At 39.6% G+C, this 22,941-nt stretch carries 16 protein-coding genes; 6 read left to right on the top strand and 10 right to left on the bottom strand.

The window, feature by feature from the left end:
- Nucleotides 1-27 precede the first annotated feature (27 nt).
- The 3 genes from ACXACJ_RS21650 to ACXACJ_RS21660 form a co-directional block, all read right to left on the bottom strand.
- A complete protein-coding gene (locus ACXACJ_RS21650) occupies nucleotides 28-2,457 on the bottom strand; it encodes a TonB-dependent receptor plug domain-containing protein (protein WP_475136523.1) in 2,430 nt (809 codons plus the stop codon).
- Between the two features lie 169 nt (nucleotides 2,458-2,626).
- Nucleotides 2,627-3,667, bottom strand: a complete 1,041-nt coding sequence (rlmN, locus tag ACXACJ_RS21655) for a dual-specificity RNA methyltransferase RlmN (protein WP_475136524.1) — start codon at nucleotides 3,665-3,667, stop codon at nucleotides 2,627-2,629.
- Nucleotides 3,668-3,684: 17 nt separating this feature from the next.
- Entirely contained in the window at nucleotides 3,685-4,107 is a 423-nt protein-coding gene (locus ACXACJ_RS21660; RefSeq protein WP_475136525.1) for an acyl-CoA thioesterase, read from the bottom strand.
- Between the two features lie 163 nt (nucleotides 4,108-4,270).
- Between ACXACJ_RS21660 and clpB the strand changes: the two genes are divergently transcribed.
- The gene (gene clpB / locus ACXACJ_RS21665) at nucleotides 4,271-6,886 is read left to right on the top strand and encodes an ATP-dependent chaperone ClpB (RefSeq protein WP_475136526.1); all 2,616 of its coding nucleotides are present in this window, start codon (nucleotides 4,271-4,273) and stop codon (nucleotides 6,884-6,886) included.
- Nucleotides 6,887-6,936: 50 nt separating this feature from the next.
- Here clpB and ACXACJ_RS21670 read toward each other — a convergent pair whose 3' ends face one another.
- The 5 genes from ACXACJ_RS21670 to ACXACJ_RS21690 form a co-directional block, all read right to left on the bottom strand.
- A complete protein-coding gene (locus ACXACJ_RS21670; RefSeq protein WP_475136527.1) occupies nucleotides 6,937-7,443 on the bottom strand; it encodes a hypothetical protein in 507 nt (168 codons plus the stop codon).
- On the bottom strand, nucleotides 7,440-8,144 hold the full coding sequence (locus ACXACJ_RS21675) for an ATP-grasp domain-containing protein (RefSeq protein WP_475136528.1): 705 nt from the start codon (nucleotides 8,142-8,144) through the stop codon (nucleotides 7,440-7,442). Before ACXACJ_RS21675 ends, ACXACJ_RS21670 begins: the two co-directional genes overlap by 4 nt.
- A 209-nt stretch (nucleotides 8,145-8,353) precedes the next feature.
- Nucleotides 8,354-8,680, bottom strand: a complete 327-nt coding sequence (locus ACXACJ_RS21680) for a hypothetical protein (RefSeq protein ID WP_475136529.1) — start codon at nucleotides 8,678-8,680, stop codon at nucleotides 8,354-8,356.
- 150 nt (nucleotides 8,681-8,830) lie between these two features.
- Nucleotides 8,831-9,397: a pentapeptide repeat-containing protein gene (locus ACXACJ_RS21685; protein WP_475136530.1), complete on the bottom strand. Its 567-nt coding sequence runs from the start codon at nucleotides 9,395-9,397 to the stop codon at nucleotides 8,831-8,833.
- A 67-nt stretch (nucleotides 9,398-9,464) separates the two neighbouring features.
- A complete protein-coding gene (locus tag ACXACJ_RS21690; RefSeq protein WP_475136531.1) occupies nucleotides 9,465-11,267 on the bottom strand; it encodes a M61 family metallopeptidase in 1,803 nt (600 codons plus the stop codon).
- A gap of 89 nt (nucleotides 11,268-11,356) precedes the next feature.
- Here ACXACJ_RS21690 and ACXACJ_RS21695 point away from each other — a divergent pair, with 89 nt between their 5' ends.
- From ACXACJ_RS21695 to ACXACJ_RS21715, 5 genes are all read left to right on the top strand, one after another.
- Nucleotides 11,357-12,226, top strand: coding sequence for a hypothetical protein (locus ACXACJ_RS21695; RefSeq protein ID WP_475136532.1), 870 nt, complete (start codon nucleotides 11,357-11,359; stop codon nucleotides 12,224-12,226).
- A 101-nt stretch (nucleotides 12,227-12,327) separates the two neighbouring features.
- Nucleotides 12,328-15,438 (top strand): VPS10 domain-containing protein, encoded by a 3,111-nt coding sequence (locus ACXACJ_RS21700; RefSeq protein ID WP_475136533.1) that lies wholly within the window; start codon nucleotides 12,328-12,330, stop codon nucleotides 15,436-15,438.
- On the top strand, nucleotides 15,439-15,918 hold the full coding sequence (locus ACXACJ_RS21705; RefSeq protein ID WP_475136534.1) for a MarR family winged helix-turn-helix transcriptional regulator: 480 nt from the start codon (nucleotides 15,439-15,441) through the stop codon (nucleotides 15,916-15,918).
- A 273-nt stretch (nucleotides 15,919-16,191) separates the two neighbouring features.
- Nucleotides 16,192-18,573, top strand: coding sequence for an ABC transporter permease (locus ACXACJ_RS21710; RefSeq protein WP_475136535.1), 2,382 nt, complete (start codon nucleotides 16,192-16,194; stop codon nucleotides 18,571-18,573).
- Nucleotides 18,574-18,782: 209 nt separating this feature from the next.
- The gene (locus ACXACJ_RS21715; RefSeq protein ID WP_475136536.1) at nucleotides 18,783-20,840 is read left to right on the top strand and encodes a carboxy terminal-processing peptidase; all 2,058 of its coding nucleotides are present in this window, start codon (nucleotides 18,783-18,785) and stop codon (nucleotides 20,838-20,840) included.
- A 58-nt stretch (nucleotides 20,841-20,898) separates the two neighbouring features.
- Here ACXACJ_RS21715 and ACXACJ_RS21720 read toward each other — a convergent pair whose 3' ends face one another.
- Together ACXACJ_RS21720 and ACXACJ_RS21725 are read right to left on the bottom strand one after the other, a co-directional pair.
- Nucleotides 20,899-22,482 (bottom strand): amidohydrolase family protein, encoded by a 1,584-nt coding sequence (locus ACXACJ_RS21720; RefSeq protein ID WP_475136537.1) that lies wholly within the window; start codon nucleotides 22,480-22,482, stop codon nucleotides 20,899-20,901.
- Between the two features lie 77 nt (nucleotides 22,483-22,559).
- Nucleotides 22,560-22,922, bottom strand: coding sequence for a hypothetical protein (locus ACXACJ_RS21725; RefSeq protein WP_475136538.1), 363 nt, complete (start codon nucleotides 22,920-22,922; stop codon nucleotides 22,560-22,562).
- Nucleotides 22,923-22,941: the final 19 nt, after the last annotated feature.

The raw sequence follows: 22,941 nt of genomic DNA on the forward strand, positions 1-22,941 counted from the left end.
TTTGCTAAGGTTGGATGGGGCGATTTATTATTTCTTTTCTACGTAATAATTGAACGTTTGGGTTATGGGTTGTCCAGAATTAGAAATTCCTTGTACATCAATTTTAAACTGCCCTTCATTGTCCGTATTCCAAAATTCCACACTCGCAATACCATTTTCGCCTATCTCGACATTTGGACTCCAAAGCACTGTTGCTCTAAAATCTGGCATGGCATGTTCAGGAAGAGGAGTGTCGTATTTAGGAGAGTAAAAATCTCTGTTACTTTGATAAGCGTTTTGGAGAATGGTTGTATAAAAACCCTCTTGTTTATTCATTGGCTTAGTGCTTACGCCTTGGTAAGTATAGAAGGCCAATACTCCATAGGCTCCATTGGAACCAAATACGGCTGCACTAGGAGATTTAAAAACTTCAACCCTTTCAATATCTATAGCAGAAGTATATATAATAGTATTTAAGTCAGTAGGCATGTCGTTCAGGTAAATAGCGGGCACGCCTGTCGCTCCCCTAATGGTTAATGTGGCAAATGGACCACTGTAATCTACCTTTACGCCAGCTACCCTTCCTTGGAGTAATTCAATAGGGTTTATCACTTGTTTAGCTGCAGTTGGTAGGCTTTCATAACTGAAGGTCCTATCTCCAGGGCCATAAAGGCCTTCATTTTTAGTGAAGTTTTCTCTTTCGCTTTCTACAACAAATGAATCCAATAAAATAACTGAAGGATCGAATTGGTAGGATTCTCTGATCTGCTCTCTTTTTAAGCTGTTGTCAATAAACGATTCGTTTAATTGTTTTGATGCTGTAATTGAAACAGGATTCCAAGCTATTGGAGCGGTGTAAGGTCTGTCGGTATCAAACTCAAATCTGACATTCTTTTTTCCCTTTTCATTGCTTCCCTGAAATGAAACAGGGGTTCTATCATAAGCCTCAATATTGAAAAAATTCCAATTGCCAAATTCGTCCGTGCTTGTGGTTCTAATAGTAGGGGGGGTACTTGAGTTGTCAAAATAAGTGACTTCTCCATTAGGAATTGGTTTATCATGGTTGTTTTTTAGGGTTCCTTTAACCTGAAGTCCCTTTTCTATTAAAAAATCAATTTTGGGTAGATTATTGTCCAATAATGATTTCCATTCAAATCTCGACCAACCATGAGTTATCATAAGAAGATCTAGGTGGAAGTTGGTTGTCTCACTATTATCCTTAAAATAATAGTTGGGATTTTCAATATGACCTCTTAGGTCTGAATTTAGTAACAATTCGGACTCGATATTGGAAGGTTTGCTCGTATTGGGTGCTTGGCTAATATCCGTAACTGAAATTGATAAATTACCTTTTATTGGCTCTCCGAATTCATTGACAACTTTAATGTCTGCCTTCGTTTTATCTCTCGGGCTGTATTCTTCTTTATCAACATTTATAGAAACTTGAGTGCCCTTGTTTTTAATAAATAGGAGTTTTTCCAATAGAGGGTTGCCGTTTTTATCAAACACTGTAATGTGTTGAATCCCAGGAAGCATCTTCTTTGAAGATATGTCCAGAAAGGCAAAATCTTTGGAGAGGTCGAGCGGAAAGGAATGAGATATACTACCCCTACAATGGACAAGTACATTGAGATGATCTTTATTTTTTGTGGCTTTATTGCTCCTTAGACTTAACCTAATAATGTCATCTTGAGAACTCTGGCTGACAGAAAGCGAAAATCCTGTCTTTTTAATTTCTGGAAAAGAAATTTTTTCTGTTGAATTTTCAAGCATTGCATAGTATTCCTCATTATAATTCGGAGTAAATATAAAGGAGCCCATCCCGTTATGTACGGATTGAAAATCGGCTATAATTTGTCCTTTCGAATCGTAAATTTGTCCTTTTGCCTCAAATGAATTTCCCTTGCTGTCTATTGCTTTGAAAGCTAATCTGGTAGGTACTTGATCTACTAGATATCCCCCTTCAGGGAAAAATTGAAGATCAATATTTTCATCCATAGGAGTAGATTCTTCTATAATACTGTTTTCTCCGTTGGTGATTCGGATGTTTCTTTGAAAGAAAAACTCTTCCCCGAAATTTTTCATCCAATTTGTATAGGCTCTCAATAGGTAAGTGCCTCCACTGATGTTTTTTGGTAAAATAATACGGCTATTGGCCAACCCGTTTTCTGAGTGAATGACGGTGGAGCTTATTAATTCCTTTTTTGGTGAGATTAGTTCAATGTAAACTACATTGCTGAGAGGAGATGGCTGATGGAAAGAGCCGGCTACCAAGTAGCTTTTGATCCAAATTGTTTCTCCTTCAAAATAATCTCCCTTGTCAGTATGGAGATAAATTTTCTCTTGTGGAAATTCAATATTATAGTTTTCGAGTTTTGATATGACTTCTGTAACTGATTTAGGACTTAATGGGATAATCAATAAGGTTATCAGCGTGCTAAGAAGAGTGAGCTTGGAAGGTTGGGCAGAAATGTTCATATATAAGGAGCTTTAAAAAATATAACATCATCAATAATTGAGCCAATTATGTTGTTTTCTCGTTTTAAAGTAATTTTTTAAATAAGAAAAAGTATATTTTTTTCTTTTTGAGCTTTAGTAAGGTGTGAACATAGGGTTGACAGACAATTTTTGAAAATTAAAATCAACTTTAACTCTTATTTGCCAATTGGCCGCAAGCTGCATCAATATCTTTTCCGCGGCTTCTTCTAACGTTTACAATTATTCCCTTTTCTTCGAGAATTCGCTTGTACATGTCTAAGCTCGCAGGATCGGCTTGCTGAAATTCTCCATCATCGATAGGATTGTATTCTATGATGTTCACTTTGGAAGCCACTTTTCCGCAATACTTGGCCAATGCCCGAGCATGCCTTTCGTCATCGTTAATGTCTTTCCAAACTACGTACTCAAAAGTGATTTTGCGTTTCGTTTTCTGATACCAATAATTTAGGGCATCGGCTAATTCATCCAGATCGCTTTTTTCGTTGATGGGCATCATGCGAGACCGCGTTTCGTCAATGGCCGAGTGTAGCGAAACGGCCAAGTTGAATTTAGCTTCTTCATCGGCCATTCTCACAATCATTTTTGGAATGCCGACTGTGGAAAGTGTAATTCTCTTTGGCGACATGCCCAGCCCTTCAGGAGAAGTGATTTTGTGGATCGACTCCATCACGTTTTGATAGTTCAAAAGTGGTTCGCCCATGCCCATGTACACAATATTGGTGAGCGGGCGGTTAAAATAGAGTTCGCCTTCTTCTTTAATGGCTACTACCTGATCGTAAATTTCATCTGGATTAAGGTTTCTCATGCGCTTAAGTCTCGCGGTTGCACAAAAGTGACAATTGAGACTGCAGCCTACTTGTGAAGAAATGCATGCGGTAATTCTATTATCCGTAGGAATCAAAACAGATTCAACCACTAGGCCATCGTGCAATTTTACAGCATTTTTTATAGTGCCGTCATTGCTGCGCTGCATTTCATCAACCTTAATATGGTTAATGGCAAAATGCTCTTTTAGCAATTCTCGGGTATTTAGCGAAATGTTCGTCATTTGGTCGAAATCCTTTGCCGATTTCTTCCAAAGCCATTCATGAACCTGCTTTGCTCTAAAAGCTTTGTCTCCAATACTGATAAAAAACTCTTGAATTTCTTCTAAAGAAAGCTGTCTGATATCGCGTTTCGCACTTGTCATTTTGCAAAGGTAAGCATCTAAGCTTGAATCTTTGAAAGGAAAGCCTCGGGTATATTCACCACCTTACTTTCTTTATAATCGAACATTACCATTCCTGTTTTGGCATGAGCAATGGTTTTGCTTTCGGAAGTGAGATTATAAACCATATCAAAACTCTTGCGACTGATTTCAGTAATGGCTACTTCCACTTTGATTTTGTCACCATGGAAAGCCTCACCTTTATAAACTATGGCGGTATCGGCTTGTATCAGTCCAAACCCATCAATTGAGATTTCATCTTTATAACCTAGCTGATTTAAGAATCGAAACCTTGCCTCATGAATCATGCTGAGCAAACTGTCGTTTCCTAAATGGCCTCCATAATTAATGTCGGATATCCTAACTGAAATCTCAGTTTCAAACAAAAAACTACTCGGCAGGTCAATTTTTACTCTTGGCATATTTTAGGCTTTTATTGCGTAAATCTAAGTCATAATGTCTGATTATGGAGCGTTGAAACTCTTTTTTAAGCCATAATTTCCGAATTTCTATATTGGATAGTGGTTTGATAAACCTCTTTTCGAACAGCGATGTTCAGCATATACTGAGGAGAAAAACACAACAATGGACTTTAAAAAATATACGATCAAATCACAGGAGGCTATTCAAAAGGCAGCCGAGATTGCTGCCGGCAATCAGCAACAGGCCATTGAGCCTGGACACCTTTTAAAGGCTATCCTTTTACTAGATGAGAATGTAATTTCTTTTCTGGTAAAGAAACTAAGCGTGAACAAGGTACAGCTAGAAAATCAGCTGGATGAAATTGTAAATGGCTACCCAAAAGTGAGTGGTCAGCAGCCTTATTTGTCTAATGATGCGCATTCGGCTTTAACCAAAGCTTTGGATTTTCTTAAGGAATTCAAAGATGAGTTTGTAGCCATTGAGCACATCGTTTTGGGTTTGCTCGAAGGAAAAGACAAGGTAGCCAAACTCATGAAGGAATTGGGTTTTGGGAAGAGGGAGCTTATTGCAGCTATTAAAGAGTTGAGAGGTGGAAATTCTGTAACCGACCAAAACGCTGAAGCAAAATATCAGTCATTGAGTCGTTATTCTAAGAATTTGAACGAATTGGCCAGCCAGGGAAAAATTGATCCTGTAATTGGCCGCGATGAGGAAATTAGAAGGGTGCTTCAAATTCTTTCTAGAAGAACCAAAAACAACCCGATTCTTTTAGGAGAACCTGGCGTTGGTAAAACTGCGATTGTTGAGGGAATGGCACAGCGGATTGTCGATGGTGACGTTCCTGAAAACCTAAAATCCAAAACCATCATTTCTTTGGATATGGGGCTTTTGGTGGCAGGAGCTAAATACAAAGGCGAGTTTGAAGAAAGGCTAAAAGCGGTAATTAAGGAAGTTCAAGATTCAGAGGGCGAAATCATTCTGTTCATCGATGAAATCCACACCTTGATTGGTGCGGGCGGTGGCGGAGAAGGGGCTATGGATGCTGCTAATTTGCTGAAACCTGCTTTGGCTCGTGGAGAGTTGCACGCTATCGGAGCCACAACGCTTAAGGAATACCAGAAATATATTGAAAAGGATAAGGCTTTAGAGCGAAGATTCCAGACCGTAATTGTGGATGAACCGAATCGTGACGATGCCATTTCCATTCTTCGAGGTATCAAAGAGAAATACGAGGTGCACCACGGAGTGCGTATAAAGGATGATGCGGTTATTGCTGCGGTTGAGCTTTCTACCCGTTATATCTCCGATCGTTTTTTGCCCGATAAGGCCATCGATTTAATGGATGAAGCGGCTTCTAAATTGAGAATTGAAATCGATTCTTTACCTGAAGAGCTTGACGAATTGAACCGTAGAATCATGCAGTTGGAAATTGAGCGTGAGGCCATTCGAAGGGAAAAGAACAAGGATAAAGAGTCAGTGCTTTCAAAGGAAATCGCAGAGCTTTCCGAAAAACGCGACAGCCTAAAAGCGAAGTGGGAGAATGAGAAATCTGTAATTGTTGGTATTCGCCAAGAGAAGGAAAATATCGATCGATATAAATCTGAAGCAGAGAAAGCCGAGCGCGAAGGAGACTTTGGAAGAGTAGCTGAAATCCGATATGGAAAAATCACTGAGGCGGAGCAAAAGCTTGAAGAATACAAACAGAAGATTAGGGAAATGCAGGGTGAAAAATCCTTGTTGAAAGAGGAAGTTGATTCTGAAGATATTGCTGAAGTCGTGGCTAAATGGACCGGAATTCCGGTTTCAAAAATGCTTCAATCCGAAAGAGAAAAATTACTTCATTTGGAAGAAGAGTTAGGCAAACGTGTAGCCGGACAGAAGGAAGCAATTTCAGCATTGTCCGATGCGGTTCGCAGAAGCCGAGCAGGTTTGCAAGACCCTAAACGTCCGATTGGTTCTTTCATCTTTTTGGGTACAACTGGAGTTGGTAAAACGGAATTGGCGAAAGCGCTAGCCGAATACCTCTTCAACGATGAGAATAATATGGTGCGAATCGATATGTCGGAATATCAAGAACGTCATTCGGTTTCTAGGCTTATTGGGGCGCCTCCGGGTTATGTGGGGTACGATGAAGGCGGCCAATTGACCGAGGCTGTGCGTAGAAAACCGTATTCGGTGATTTTGCTCGATGAGATTGAAAAAGCGCATCCAGATGCATTCAATATTCTGTTGCAGGTGTTAGACGATGGGCGATTGACAGACAATAAAGGTCGTGTAGCGAACTTCAAAAACACGATCATTATTATGACCACAAACATTGGTTCTCATTTAATTCAAGAGAATTTTGAGAAGATCAATGAAGAAAATGTGCTCGATGTAATTGATGATACAAAGGCTCAAGTTTTCGATTTATTGAAGAAATCGGTAAGGCCTGAATTCTTGAACAGAATCGATGAAACCATCATGTTTATGCCTTTGAATAAAGACAATATCCGCCAGATTGTGAGAATTCAGTTTGGACTGATTCAGAAGCAATTGAAAGAAAATGGAATTGAAATTGAGGCTACAGACGAAGTGCTTGATTTCTTGGGAGAACTCGGTTGGGATCCGCAGTTTGGAGCCAGACCATTAAAAAGAGTGATTCAGAGAAAAGTGCTGAATGAGCTTTCTAAGCAGATTTTAGCAGGTACAATTGATCGAGATTCTGTGGTAAGTGTAGAGCTTGGTACGGACCGTGAAATCGAATTTGTGAATTTAGAAAAAGTAGAGGAGCTGTAAAATGCTTAATAAAGGTGAAGGGGCTCGAAGTATGTCCCTTCCCTTTTGCTTTACTGAATCATTGATATAACTAAAATGCTGATTATCAATATTGAACATGAATATATTCCTGCCTTGAAATAGTTCTGCGATGAAATTAAAATGGATCCTTTGGAGTTGTTAACTTCTGTGTTTTTTTTGACTATTTGGACAAGGTCTGAAAGCATTTCCTTTTCAAATCCACATTCTTTCTTATATTTCTTTAAGGCCATCTCTGGAGCTCCATGCATATACTTGAATTTTTTTATGTTAAGAGTATTAGTAGATTTTAATATGGAAAGAATGAAGAATAGAAATGTGATAGAGAATAATAATGTTATCAATATTTGGCAGGTTAGACCCATTTTTTTTATTTCATCAAATAATAGGGGTATGACAAGTGTAGTTATTGAAAAGGCTGTACTTGATTGAGAGGTTACATTTGACAATTTACTTTCAATTGTCTCCATTCTTTTTTCCTGAGAATCATATAAGTTTTTTAGATATTCTAACCGATTGGCGAATTCTGAGTTTTTCATTGATTCTGCGTTAGTTTTTCTAATAGAGCTTCTGAAATTTGTAGTCCTAGTTCAAGTTCTAACCACGCCCATTGACCATTAGGGTTTATTTCAAGGAAGTAATATGATCCATCCGTTGCCCTTATTATGTCAATAGCCCCAAACTCTAGATTAAGCTGTTTTATAAGTAAAATGCACTTCTCCTTTATCTCGGTTGGTAAACTATATATAGCATATTTACATTTTCCATGTCTCCAATCTGTTTTGGTTTTTTCATTTTCTTGTGAGTCAATACGTGCTGAGAATATTTTTTCACCCACAATAGTTACTCTTACCTCATAGAGTTTTTTTATTTCCCTTTGAAAAATGCATGGAAAAATTTCAAAATTTTCCAAATTGTTAATGTCGTCTTCTTGTAAAAGATTTGTGAAGATTAATTTCTCTCCAAGACCCCCATCATGGAGTGGTTTGATTATTACCCTTTTGTTGAATTCTTCTATAAACTGTTTCAGTTTATTATGCTCATTTGTTACTATTGTTTCTGGTGTTTTTAACCCTAAACTATTTGCTATTTTTAATTGCAGTAATTTGTTTTCTGCTTTATCAATGTGTTGTGGCTTGCTAATCCAGTAGGATTGATCATAGAGAGTGGAAATGTTATTTATTAGGGATTTGTATGCACGTAGCCAGTATTCGGTTGCTTCAATTGATTCTAACTTCATTTTGGGGGCATGTGTTCTACGAAACCAAATAGATTTGAAGTCGGAATAATTATCAATATTCAATTCATTAGTTCTTGTCATAAACTCGAAATTGTAATCGATATGAATCGAATCACAATTGAGTCTTAGGTAATTAACTTTTTTTGAATTGAGCTTATTGACTAAAAAGTCAGTGGTTAGATCATTCCTGTGAGAAATAATTAGCAGCATTAATCTTGGTCATTAGTCTCAATGTTTCCTCTAGTATTTGTCATGGTCCATAAAAAGCAATGAAGATCACTGTCACTATCGGTTGCTTCAGAATTGACAAGGGTTAGGGTTTGTGTTTCTAAGTATCCAGATGCTTCATAATCCGAATCAGTTGACTCACCTGTTACTTTAGTTTGTGTATTAGTACCTAATGAAAGTTTGTCGAAAATAGGCTCTTTAGTTCTTTTGTCAATGTTCAAATTTTTATCATTTGAATACTCATATTCTGGTTCATTAGAGTTAGTATCTTCCTTTGGTTCCGCATATTTGATTAACAGTGGTCTCATGTTTAAGTATAACTTATATTTTTTTACCTAAAAATAGGGAAATAATATGATAGATTGGGTGGCCTCTGAAAAGTAGGGGTAATTGTAAATTGAATTGGTGTTGCTTTTTATTGAATTTTATGTAGACTCGTATGGAGTGATTATCCATATTCAATCAATATCAATATCAAATTCGCTCAGTAAGGCCAGCACTTCTGGAGCTGAGAATTTTGCCTTTTTAATTCGGTTTTTGGCTGGGCTAAATAAGTAACCTTCGGCTTGCCTGAAATCTGCTTTGTTCAGATTGCAGTTGTCGAAATTGCTTCCTTTTAAGTTTGAACCTTTAAAGCTCGAAGCAGAAAGGTCCGTTTCAACAAAGTCACATTCCTTGATTTCGCTATTGAAAAAGGAAGTTCTTGGGATTTTCAATCCTGTAAAATTGCAATAGCTGATTTGGCAACCTTCAAAAGAAAATGAAAGCAGCATTTTGCTAATACTTTCCAGATCGATGCCGCTAAGTTTACAGTCTTTAAAAGCTATAGCTTCCCATTTGGTGTCGGTTACTTTTACTCGGGTCAGGTTGCAAGCTTCAAAAGTGCAGTTTTCGAAATAAGCTTGGCTTAAGTCGGCATGTGAGAAATCACAATTTTTAAAATGACATTCATCGTAATAGCTCCCTTTGAGCGATGTATTACTGAAGTTTTCTCCTTTAAATGTTTGTTCGCTAAATTCTGACATTACTAAAAAAACTGGGGACTGAAATTTAGTGTTTCAGTCCCCAAATTATAAACTAAAATCTGTTGTTTTATTTTTTGCCTACCCAAGCATCTCTTCTAGCTTTGGCTTGTGCACTGGCATTCGTGTCGATGTCCGTTGCATAGCGGTCGGCCTCGGTTAAAGTTACCTGAGCCGATTTTTCTTCGCCCCACATTTTCTTGTACTTGATTTCGATTTTATCACCAGGTTTATGGCTGGAAATCATATCGTTAATGTTCGAATCATCATTCAGTACATTGCCATCAATGCTCAGGATTATGTCTTCAGATTCAATTCCTGCATTATAAAGTGGGGAATCGACTGTGGCATTACTTGTTAGCGACCAACCTGAACGCATTTTTCTGATGTTTCCTCCTAAACTTGCTTGACCAGAAGAGGTATTGGTAAATATCACTCCCATTTTGGCGAACAAATCGTTATAATCTGGCCATTGGCTATCGAAAACATATTTGCTGAAGAAGTTATCGGCAAAGCTTTGTCCAGCGTATTCACCTAATCTGGCTTGTAAATCGCGAACAGTATATGGAATTTCTGGCTTGCCATGGTTTAGCCACACATGCTGCATAAATCCATCCAAGCTTTTGCCGTTGTCCATAGTGCGTAGCGACATATCTAGCGCCAATCCAATCACAGATCCGTAAGTATAATAGCTGATGAAAATGTTGCTAAGGTTGGTTGGGTCAATAGAGCTTGCGGCATCCACAAACGGAGCTTGGTAACTCATTTCAATCGGGTTGTTGTATTTTCTACCAGGGGCATTCATAACGTAACCCACGCTTCCGCCAAGTCCTTTAATGTATTGTTCGCCAGTAATGCTACCCGAACGGGCTCTCATTAAATTGGTATAATACTGAGTGAAACCTTCTGCAAACCAAAGTTCTCCGCTCATATTGGCGTCTTCAAAACTAAATGGCTCTAAAGATTTAGGGCGAATTCGCTCCACATTCCAGCAATGGAAAAATTCGTGTGAAATGGTACCCATTGAAGTTACGCCTAATGGACGCTCTACAGGTAGGCCGCTTACCACATAAGTAGAATTTCTGTGCTCCATACCATCTCCGCTGGCATTTGGCATAAAACAAGTTAAGAAAGTGTACATGCCGAAATCATAGCTTGGCAGTTCGCCAAAAACTTCTTTTTGTTGTTCAACAATGCCAATAAGCTCATCGAAATAGCGATCTACTTCTTTGTCGGTAGTGCCTAATTTGTGCATGGCCAAGCGAATAGTCTGGTCGCCAACTTTTCTTTCTCGCATGTACAAATCTGCAATTTCAGTTGGGCTATCCATTAAGTAATAGGTGTCTGGCGCATAGAAAACATTGTCGCCTAAAGGCTTAAGCTGAGTAGCAACTTTCCAGTTTCTGTCTTTTCTTACATTGAATTTTACTTTTACTGGGCGGTGATCTAAACCTCGTGCCCAAGCTAAAGTAGCAGGCATATTCAAGTGCGCGTGGGTTTCGTCAATTCCTGAATAAGTTCCTCCGCCACGGTTGGCGTATAATGTATATTCAAAATTTACCGTACCGTCATGCCCAGCAACATTCCACTGATGAGCGTTTGGTCTGGTAACAGGTAGTTCTTTGCCTTTGCTGTCGGTAGCTTTTACAGAATATACATTCTTAGCGAATTCATGAACGGCATAACGGCCTGGAGAACTTCGGCTCATGCGAACTTCAAGCACTTTGTTTTCCAGATTACTGAATTTGACCTTGATGTGCGCTTCGTGGTGGACCGCATTTTCAAACGAAAGCTCATACTCATTATAAGTTTGAGCATGGATGGCCAAGCTGAAACATGCGGCTAAAAAAATGGTAAACAGTAGTTTTTTCATGTGTGAATAGAATTGAAGCATAAGCTTTGAGTTTTTTACTGGACAATCCTTAAATATCTGAAAGATTTAGTCGTTTTCTGCGGTAGAAGATGATAAAGCTTAAAAATTGGGTTTCAACGGGCAAACAAGGGTCAGATGGCTCAGCCAGTTACCGCTTAGATTTTGTTATTGCTTTGGCAATTTTGGTTATCAATGATTTTTGGCTGAAAAGCATTTTTCAGAACTCATTTACAGGTAAGCTTTCCGATTTTGCGGGTATTTACGCGCTCTTTGTGTTTTTAAAGCATCAAACTTTTCTCAAGGAAAGTATTATAAAGCTGATCATCATTTTGGCTTTCAGTTGGTGGAAAAGCGAGCTTTCTCAGCCTTTCTTTAACTTTTGGAATTCACTTCCCCTTTTCAAGCTTCATCGTGTATTGGATTATACCGACCTCTTTGCACTTGGGGTTTTATTCATTCCTGAAAGAATGAGTTTTCGAATGCCCGTTTTCAAAATGAAAAGGGCGGTTTTGTTGCCTGTTATTCTGTTTTGTTTTGTAGCCACTTCGGTGCCTGCTAAACGAATTTTCATAGTAGAACAACACGAGCAAAGGTATGATATTGACATGCCGGCCGACTCTGTTGTGTCTTTCATTCAATCCTTGGATAGGCCCAAAGATGTGTACTATAACCCTTTTAGTTTAGAGTTGAGCCAATCGACTTTGGCAGATTCCCTTGCTCGGTATGTGTTGCAATACGATAGTGTCAATCAGCAGTATGTGCGTTTTCCTTATGGTATTTTCAGCATAAATGAACAAGGAGGAAAATCTACTCTTATTTTGAAGAAAGCTTTCTGGCTAGGCAATTATAGAGATGATTTTGATGAGGCTTATGGGAAGAGATCAGCAAGAAGTTTTGAAAGGTCATTGATCAAGAAAATCAGAAAGCAGGAAAAGAAATATAAAAGAAGTAATCTCTGAGTTCAGTTCACTTTTCCGCCCAAAAGCTAGCTAAGTTTTACTTAAAGTGGTATTTCAAGGCCACTATGCTTATCTTTCATTTCAACCTTTAAGTCTTCGAAATGAGAAAATTAAGCTTCTTGCTAATTCTGATTTGTGGTTTTTTGCATGCCACTCATTTACAAGCTCAGAAAAGAAAAAGCAAAACCCCTTCCACTACAACCTACGATACCACGCTCTACAATGCCCTGCAGTTCCGTAATATTGGGCCTTTTAGAGGCGGCCGAGCTACTGCGGTTGCTGGGGTGGTTCAAGACCCTATGACTTACTATATGGGTTCTACGGGCGGAGTTTATAAAACCGAAGATGCTGGTGGAAGCTGGAAAAATATTTCCGATGGTTTTTTCAATACGGCTTCGGTGGGCGCTATCGCTGTGGCCGAATCTGATCCTAATGTCATTTATGTAGGCATGGGCGAAGCTCCCGTTCGTGGTGTAATGACTTCTCATGGAGATGGTGTTTACAAATCAACGGATGGCGGAAAAACCTGGGAACACCTTGGCTTAGAGAAAACCCGACAGATTTCGAAAATTGTAGTCGACCCACGGAATGCAGATGTGGTGATTGTAGGGGCGCAAGGCAGTCCTTATGGAGCCACAGCAGATCGCGGTATTTATCGATCTAATAATGGAGGGAAAACTTGGGAGAAAGTTCACTATGTAGATGAAAACTCTGGCGTGAGCGATTTGAGCATGGATATGACCAATCCGCGTATTATTTATGCCGCATATTGGGATCACAGGCGTTTTCCGTGGAAAGTACAAAGTGGTGGGCCTGGCAGTGGAATCTATAAGTCTTCCGATGGAGGAATTACTTGGAAGAAGCTAATCGAAGGTTTACCTAAGGAAGTCATGGGTAAAATTGGAGTTTCTGTTTCAAGGGCTAACCCAGATAAGGTTTGGGCAATAATTGAGGCTGAAAAAGGCGGGCTATACCGCTCTGACGATGGTGGAAAGCATTGGGAACTCATTAATTCCGATAGATTGCTTCGAGCAAGGTCTTGGTATTACATGCATATTTTGGCTCATCCAACCGATCCAGAGTCTGTATTTATCATGAATGCTCCGCTTGTTCAGAGCACCGATGATGGTAGAACGTTTGTGAACTTAAATACGCCCCATGGCGACAACCATCAGCTTTGGGTAAATCCACTTCATCCCGAATTTATGGTGAATGCCAATGATGGTGGCGCCAATGTTTCTATAAATGGTGGAAAGGATTGGTCTACCCAGAATAATCAACCTACCGCTCAGTTTTATCGCGTAAATGCCGATAACCAATTTCCCTACAGAGTTTATGGAGGGCAACAGGACAACACTTCAGTTTCAATTGCATCTAGAGTTGATGGCTCAGGAATTTCGAATGAGGATTTCTATCCCGTGGGCGGTTGTGAAAGTGCCTATTCTGCTTTCGATCCTGATGATCCCAAATATGTCTATTCAGGCTGTTATCAGGGAATTATAGATGAATGGAACGCAAAAACAAAGCAGACTAAGGATGTTATGGCGTATCCTTTTCAGGGCTTAGGTTCTAACCCTAGAGACTTAAAATATCGCTTCAACTGGAATGCGCCTATTGTTGCCTCAAAACACGATCCTTCTATCATTTATCATGGAGGAAATAAGCTGTTGAAAACCTCTAATCGTGGCATTACTTGGAAAGAATTAAGCCCCGATTTAACTCGAAACGATACTGCTACCATCAATTGGGGTGGTGGGCCAATTACAAATGAAGGTGCTGGTGGAGAAATTTACCATACGATCTATTACATAGCGGAATCGCCTCACACACCTGAGGTAATCTATGTTGGGGCAGATGATGGCTTGGTACACCTCACTAAAAATGGAGGTGAAAGTTGGGAGAATATCACTCCTGCAAATTTAGCTGAAGGCATGGTGAACCAAATTGAGGTTTCTCCTCACGATCCAGCTACGGTGTATATGGCTTACACGCGTTATAAGTTCAACGATTTCACTCCACTTATTTACAAGTCGACCGATTATGGCCAAAACTGGAAACTTATGGTGAATGGCATAGCGCCTGACGCACATCTCAGGGTAGTTCGTGAAGACCCAATTAAGAAGAACTTGCTGTTCGCGGGTACAGAACTTGGTCTTTATATTTCTTTTGATGGCGGTGAACAATGGTCCAAATTTCAGCAGAATTTGCCTATTGTTCCTGTTACAGATTTAATGATTCATCAGGGCGATTTGATTGTAGCAACACAAGGAAGAGCCTTCTGGATTCTGGACGATATTAATCCGCTAAGAGAATTGGCAGAAGCTTCAAAAAGCGAGTTTTTTGTTTACGAACCACGGCCAGCAATTAGAGATAATGCCGTTCGAAGTAATAATCCTGCGCTTGGTCAAAATCCATATCCGGGATTCACAATAAGGTATTATTTAAAGGAAAATATTGATTCTGTTGATCTGGAGGTCACCTTCAAAAATGCGAACGGACAAGTTGTAAGAAGCTTTTCTACATCAGCTAAAGACCGCCAAAATAAGATTTCAAAAAAGAGCGGTATGAATCAACTGAATTGGAACCTTTCACAAGCCAATTTTGATGGAGTAGAAGGTGTTTTCATGGGTTTAGGAGCTGGAGGCCATAGGGTGGCACCAGGAAAATATTCGGTGACATTAAGCTATGGAGACCAAACGGAGTCTAAGGCTTTGGAGATTCTGCCCGACCCACGTTGGGAAGCAACTGAAATGCAATATTTGGAGCAGCAAAATTTGCTGATTGCCATTCGCAAAATGATTGTCAATCTTCAGGAAAAGGCCAATGAATTCCGTTCAATTCGAGGTCAACTGAAGGATTTGAAGGCTCGAATTCCAAAAGAGGGATTCCAAGAAATTCATGATGAAATTGATGTTGTTATAGGAGAAATTGATAAGGTGGAAGAAAAAATGATTCAGCCAAAACAACAAACCTTTCAAGATGTAATCAATTTTCCGAACAAGCTGGAAGTTAATCTGTTGCATATTTATGGAACAATTGATGGCATTGAGCCTCCTGTTACAGATGGACAGAAAAGAAGGGTGAGAGATTTGCAATTTGAGTTTACGCAATTGATAGAAGTGATTTCTGCGATAGACGATCAAGTGGAAGCTCTGAACGAATTAATCAGTAGAGAAAAGGTGCCGGTAATCGGCTCGAAAAAGAAAAACTAATTGGAAAAAAACTTGATAGAGGAATTGGGCAGCTTAGCGCTGGCTACCCGCCTGAAAAACCTAAGTGAAAGATTGGCTAAAGATGTAGCCGCTATTTATAAGGCTTCAGACTTCGACTTTGAACCGCGTTGGTTTGCGGTAATTTATGCATTGAAGAATGGAGATGAATTGGCGGTAACGGAATTGGCTTCAATGCTTCAGCAAACTCACCCTGCCGTAAATCAAGTTGCCAATGTTTTGGTTAAACGCCAATTAGTAATTGAGTCGAAAGATGCTTCAGACCAAAGAAAAAGACTTTTGAAGTTAAGCGCTTCGGGCCACGATTTAGTGATGAAAATGGAAGGCCTTTGGGACAAAATCAAAGAAGCCAATGACAGTTTAATGCAAGATAGCTCTCTATCATTTCTTGAAAACATCAAATCAATTGAAAGTGCGTTAGACGAAAAGTCAATGTACGATAGAGTGAATGAATTGCTCTAAAATTGAGATTAAGAAACTAAAAAGGGCCGCAATTGCGGCCCTTTTTAGTTTCTGGGATTCCAATCCCTAAATGTGTCTCATTTGCGTGCTAGATATTGTACGGAAACGAACCCATTCCTAACTTTTTTTAGTCCATTTGTTTTTTTAAGTGTTTGTAGTTCAGTGGTTTGTGATAAATTAAAAGTTTAGGTATGTTTTTTGGTAAGCGATTACGTATAAAGTTGAATTAGACTGACCAATCCAATTTCCATATTACCTATTTAACAATTCACCATGTTTAAAAACCACATCAAAATTGCGCTAAGAAGCTTGTTGAAAAGCAAGGCTACTTCGGTAATCAACGTACTTGGCCTTTCCGTAGGAATGGCTTGCTGTATCATCATTTTTCTGTTTGTTCAGAATGAGCTTTCCTATGATAAGTTCCATGCAAAATCAGACGATATTTTTCGCGTGTTGACCATTGATGAAGCTTTGGGTGTGAGCAATAGTTTGGTAGGCATAACCATGCCTGTTTTGGGAGAAGCTATGGAAGAGAATTTTCCTGAAGTGGTGAATAGAGTGCGCATGATTCCTCAAGGCAGGCAATTAATCACCTATGAACAACAAGGTTTTTATACTGAGAATTTTGCTTATGCGGAACCTTCCCTTTTTGAAATGTTCGACTTTAAACTAGTTGATGGCGATGTAAAGTCTGCGCTTCAAAGTCCAAATACTGTGGTGGTGACGCAGAGCATGGCAAAAAAGGCATTTGGTTCAGAAAACGCCATTGGAAAACGAATCGATATCGGAAATCAAGCGGGTTTAGAAGTGGTGGCTGTAATGAAAGATATTACTGAAAACAGCCATTTGAATTTTGATGTAATCGTGTCCATGCAGCAGGCAGACACAACTTCTGGCTTTGCTCAATTTTTAAATTCATGGAATAGCATCAGCATGGTTACTTACGTTCAACTGGCCGATCCTGCTTCGGAACAGTCGGTAGAAGGTAAGATGGAGACTTTAATCCGAGAGAATAATGTGGGTGATAACTTCAGTGTCACTCTTCAACCATTGAAAGACGTTCATTTGAAGTCAAGTGGAATATTATTTGAGAATTACAACCTAAATAAAACCGATGAGGGATATGTGTATACATTGGCTGCCGTGGGTCTTTTTGTCATACTTATTGCCTCTTTCAATTTCATGAATCTTTCTACGGCTCGCTCGGCCAATAGGGCTAAGGAAGTCGGTATAAGAAAGGTTTTTGGAGCATTCAAAAATCAATTGGTCAATCAGTTTATGATTGAATCTGTGGTTATATGTTTTGTGTCTTTGATGCTTGCCATTGGATTAGTTGCGGCATTGGGGTCGGCAGTTCATCTTCCTTTTGAGAAAAATCTTGCCTTGCTCTTTGTTTCTAATCCCATTTGGCTGCTAGGTGCTGTAGTATTCACCCTAATTTTAGGGTTGTTTTCAGGAAGTTACCCAGCGTTTATGTTGTCCAGCTTTCATCCTATCAGCATTCTTCGAGGATCGTTTAAAACAGGATCGAAGGGCGTGGTATTGAGAAAGGGCTTGGTGGTTTTTCAATTCATGGTTTCCATCGTGATGATTATAGGTACCACCATCGTTTACAATCAATTGCAGCATTTGCGAAATGCAAAAAAGGGTTTTGACACCGAACAAATTTTGACGCTTAATGTCGGCCATCCAAGTCTTCAGTCTTCTATAGAAGTTTTAAAAAATAAGCTGGAGCAGAACCCGACCATACTGAAAACAGCCAGAACGGGCTCAATGCCTGGTCGAACATTCGGCAGAAGAGGAGTTACACCTGATGGCGCGGGGCCAGATGATCAGTGGATTGTGAGCGTGCTTTCTTTCGATGACGGTTTTGTGGATTTAATGGGGATGGAAATGGTTGAAGGCAGAATGTTTAGCAAAGAAACGCCTTCTGATCAGCAACAAGCCGTAATTATAAATGAAGCTATGGCCAAACAGTTGGATTGGAATGAGCCGATTGGGAAAAAACTGACTTTTGGCAATCAAGAAAGCACCATTATTGGTGTGGTGAAAGACTTTCATTTTGCGTCAATGCGCTACAAGATTGAGCCTTTGGCGATGTTCTTTGCGCCTAATGGCGGTGGTAATCTGGCGTTGAAACTCAATTCGGAAAATATGGCCGAAACCATGAATTATATTCAACAGTCTTGGGATGAAATTTACCCAAACAGCCCACTTGAATACCGATTTTTTGATGAGGAATTCGGACAACAATATCAGTCCGATGAACGCTTTGGTAAGCTCGTATTCAGCTTTACTTGGTTGGCCATTTTTATTGCTTGTTTAGGTCTGTTTGGTTTGTCGGCATTTACGGCAGAACAAAAAACCAAAGAGATTGGCGTAAGAAAAGTAATGGGAGCATCAGTTTCAGGTATTGTCTTTCTGCTATCAAAACAATTCTCTAAACTGATTGTAATCGCAGTAATTTTAGCCGCTCCGGTTGCTTACTTTATGATGGATAAATGGTTGAGTGATTTTGCCTACAGAGTAGAAATCAGTTGGGTTTGGTTTGCTCTGAGTGCTTTGACTGCCACTTTGATCGCTTTCTTAACCATTGCATTTCAATCAGTAAAAGCAGCCATGATTAACCCTGCTCGATCTTTAAGGTATCAATAAGAAATTCATCGAATGCTTAATAATCAGAAGTGTTTTAGCATTTTTTAACAGTTTGTTGAGTAAGGGTTGCAACTTTCGGTCGCACATTGGGTATAATTGTTGATACCTCAATTATGTGACAGTCGGTTAAGACTAAAATCAGCGAATTTCGTTAGATTGTATGTCGCTCTTATCCGGAGCATTTGTTGAGTTCGAAACTGCGAGTTGATATGAAATTTATTAATAGAGTTATGCTAATTCCGGCCCTTTTCCTTGTGGGCCTTTCAAATATATACGCCAGTGTTCAGCCCGATACTACCGAGTATCTACAGCCTAAGGCCGAACATATTAAAGAGGCGATGCTCGTAACCCAAATTCTGGATTATTTTCATTACAGAGATATTGATTTAAACGATTCGCTTTCTTCTGTGGTGCTCGATAATTATCTCGATGCCTTGGATGCAAGCAAGAACTATTTTCTGGCTTCAGATATTCAGAGTTTTCAGAAATACAGATTTTCTTTTGATGAAGACTTGAAAAAGGGAAATCTGGTGCCTGCTTATTACATTTTCAATATCTATAAGAAAAGAGTAGAAAATAGGTTGAATTATGCTTTGGCCCATGCGAAAGATAAATTCGACTTTACAAAAAATGAACGATTCGAGTTTGATAGAGAAGAAGTTCCATATGCAAAATCTGATGCTGAGTTAGATGAGCTTTGGAGAAAAATTATTAAAAATCAGGCATTAACTTCAAAGCTTAGCGGTTCTGACGATGAGAAAATAGCCAAACTTCTAACTGAAAGATATGAGCGTTTCAAGAGCAATGTTGACAAATATAACAGCAATGATGTTTTTGAAATTTTAATGAATTCGTTGACCGAGGCTTTCGATCCGCACACCAATTATTTTACGCCTCTAAATGCGGAAGACTTTAAAAGAGAAAGCTCCAAAACCATGGAGGGGATTGGCGCTACACTTCAACAAGATGATGATTTCACTAAAATTGTTGAATTGAGGCCTGGCGGACCAGCTTTTTTAAGTGGCCAAATTGATGTTGACGATAGAGTTGTAGGCATAGCGCAAGGCGTAGAAGGCGAAATGATTGATGTTGTGGGCTGGAGATCGGATGAAGTGGCGGGTCAAATACGTGGCCCAAAAGGAACAATTGTTCGTTTAGAGCTTTTGCCTGCGGGCAGACAAGTGGGCAGTCCAACGAAAGAAGTGCGAATCGTTCGTGATAAAATCAATTATGATGAAGCTCGCGCCAAAAGCAAGGTGGTTCAGTATACAGAAGGGGGCCATACTTACAATATTGGAATTATCACCATTCCTGATTTTTACTTGAATGCTGAAGAGTTGGAAGCTGGTAAAGAAGACTATATCAGCACAACAAATGATGTTAAAAAGCTGATCAAAGAATTAGAAGCCCAAGGTGTAGAAGGTGTTATGCTGGATATCCGTAACAATGGTGGAGGAGCTCTTTTTGAAGCTATTAATCTTTCAGGTTTATTCTTACCAGGAGGACCAGTAGTTCAGGTAAAATATTCTAATGGGAGAATCACTAAGGAAGAAGATGAGGATAAGGAAATGTTCTACACAGGCCCATTGAGCGTGGTGATTAACCGTTTTTCTGCTTCTGCTTCTGAAATTTTCGCAGGCGCAATGCAAGATTATAAAAGAGCTGTGATTGTGGGAGAACAAACCTACGGTAAAGGTACGGTTCAGAATGTGCGAGGCTTAGCCGATTTCTTAAGAGAGCCTTCTGATGAAGAGTTAGGTTTGATAAAATATACAATGGCAAAATTTTATCGAGTAACAGGAAGTAGTACTCAGCACTTGGGAGTTTCTCCAGATATTTCTTTTCCATCGGCTTTCAGTGCAGCGGAATTCGGAGAGAGTTCTAAGCCAAGCGCTTTGCCTTGGGACAAAATCCCAGCAGCTCAGTTTAAGCCATTGAATTATGTGAATGCCGATATGATTTCGAGCTTGAACAAGTGTCATAAAGAGCGTTTAAAAACGGACCAAGGACTATTGGATTATCAGTATGATATTTCTGAAGTAAATAAAGCCCGTGAACAAACTTCTATTTCTTTGAATTATGAAGTAAGGAAAAAAGAAAATGACGAACGTGAGAAGAAAAGAGCTGCAAGAGTTAAGGTAGGAGATTCATTGAAAGAATTGGAAGCTAACAAAGTAGCAGATCGCTCTTTAGATGATCTTAAAGATCCGTTGTTGAAAGAGAGCATCATCTTAATGGCAGAGCAAATTGCCGCAAGAAAATCATAGAATAGAATTAGTATTGAAAAAATTAAGGCATCCCTTAGGGATGCCTTTTTTTGTTATGTTACTTCGTAGTAAGTTTAAAACTTAAGCCGTTTTTCTTTTCGTCTACCATTCGTTTTACATCTTCCAGAAGTTTTTTGGCATCGTAAACAATGCCATCTTTCACTGTATAGCGCACACCGCCAACACGAACTACTTCATTATTTTCATCAAGCTTTAGTGCTCCGGTTCCGTAAAGTACTTTTAAGTTTTGAAGTGGGTTTTCTTCTAGAATCACAAAATCGGCATACTTGCCTACTTCTACCGTTCCTATTTTGTCTTCCATGCCTAAAGCTTCAGCACCATTCAAGGTAGCCGACATAATTACTTCTAAAGGGTGGAATCCCGCTTCGCGAAGCAATTCCAGTTCGCGGATGTAAGCAAAACCATAAAGTTGGTAAATGAAGCCCGAATCGGAGCCAGCCGTTACACGTCCTCCGCGGTTTTTGTATTCGTTAATGAAGGTCATCCAAAGTCTATAATTTTCTTTCCAGCTTACTTCTTCTTCAGTTCCCCAATAGAACCAATAAGAACCGTGCGATTTTCTGCTCGGGCGATAGAATTCCCAAAGCGAAGGCAATGTGTAATTTTGATGCCATTCTGCAGAATAGGCGCGCATTAAATCACGGTTGGCTTCATAAATATTGAAGGTTGGATCAAGGGTGAAGTCAAGCTCTAAAAGCTCATTCATCACTTTGTTCCAATGGTCTGAATAAGGTGCAGCCGCTTGTTTCCAAAGCTTTCCAGCTTCGCCAAATCTGTCCTGCTCGTTTCTATAGTTATAATCTAGGCTGTAGTTTTGAACAATTCTATCGGTGAAAAGCGCTTCTGGTAAACCATACCAGTGTTCCATGGAGGTTAGGCCAGCTCTTGCAGAATTCAGCACATTCCAACGGGTAACATCCATTTGGGCGTGATGCATGGCCGAACGTAATCCCAGTTTTTTGTTTTCTTCCAAAGCCGCCTGCATAATGTCTGGAGCTGCACCAAAAAATTTGATCCCGTCTGCTCCATTGGCTGCATTTTGTCTTACCCATTCTCTGGCCATTTCTGGGGTCGAAATCGATTCTTTAGCGCCTTGCCCAAAAGCAGTATAAGCCAAAATTCTGGGAGCCGTAATCGTGTTTTTATTACTTTTCTCTTTGTGTTCTAACACCCACTTAAGGCCATTGCCGGCCGAAGGGTCACGGATGGTGGTAATGCCATGAGCAAGCCAAAGTTTGAAGACGTATTCTGCTGGTGTACCTTGACCTGTGCCTCCAATGTGTCCGTGCATATCGATAAATCCAGGCAACAAATACATGCCCTCTAAGTCAAGAACTTGATCTTTTGGCCCTGCTTTTGGCCTTCCCCTTTCTTCGATTGGCAAACCTGGGTAGCCCACATTATAAATGCCTTTAATGATGTTTTGCTCTACGACAATATCCACAGGGCCAGTTGGAGGGGCGCCATTACCATTGATGAGGGTTACACCTCTGATGATAAGCTTTTCGAAAGGTCCTTCGCCTTCAGCTCTATTGGGCGCTTTTTCAATTTGGGCGAAAACTGAAATGGCGAATACTAAAAGAAAAAAGGACACGAATGTCCTTATCAAATGATGTTTCATTGCGATTAAGGTTGAATTCAGGTTAGAAGATAACCATTCCTTAACCTATCGCAAAGTCGATTTTTTGCTAATGGCGCTTACTTCTTTTTCTCCTTGGTAAGGTTCAGTTCAAGCGACTGGCCATTTTGGCTCCATTTTCCTTCCAGCTTTTCTTCTTTTAATTTTCCTTCATAGAAAGCGTTGATTGCTTTCATTTTTAGGACGAGCACACCGTCTTTGAAAGAAGTTTCGTCCATTGCCAAGCCAAATGCGCCTTGGTCGGGGCTGTCGAAAGTAGTTTTTAACTTTCCGTCTTCCTCTGTAATGTGAAAAGCAAGTTTGATTGAACCGCCATTCGGAATGCCGATGGCTCCGTTCCAATCGCCTATGATTTTGGTGTTTTCCTGAGGGAATGTTGAGAAACTAATGACAAAAATTAGCGTTGAGATGAGATGTTTCATAACCAAAGGGGTTAAAAGT

The sequence above is a fragment of the Roseivirga sp. AWQ4_251 genome, from assembly GCF_056158225.1.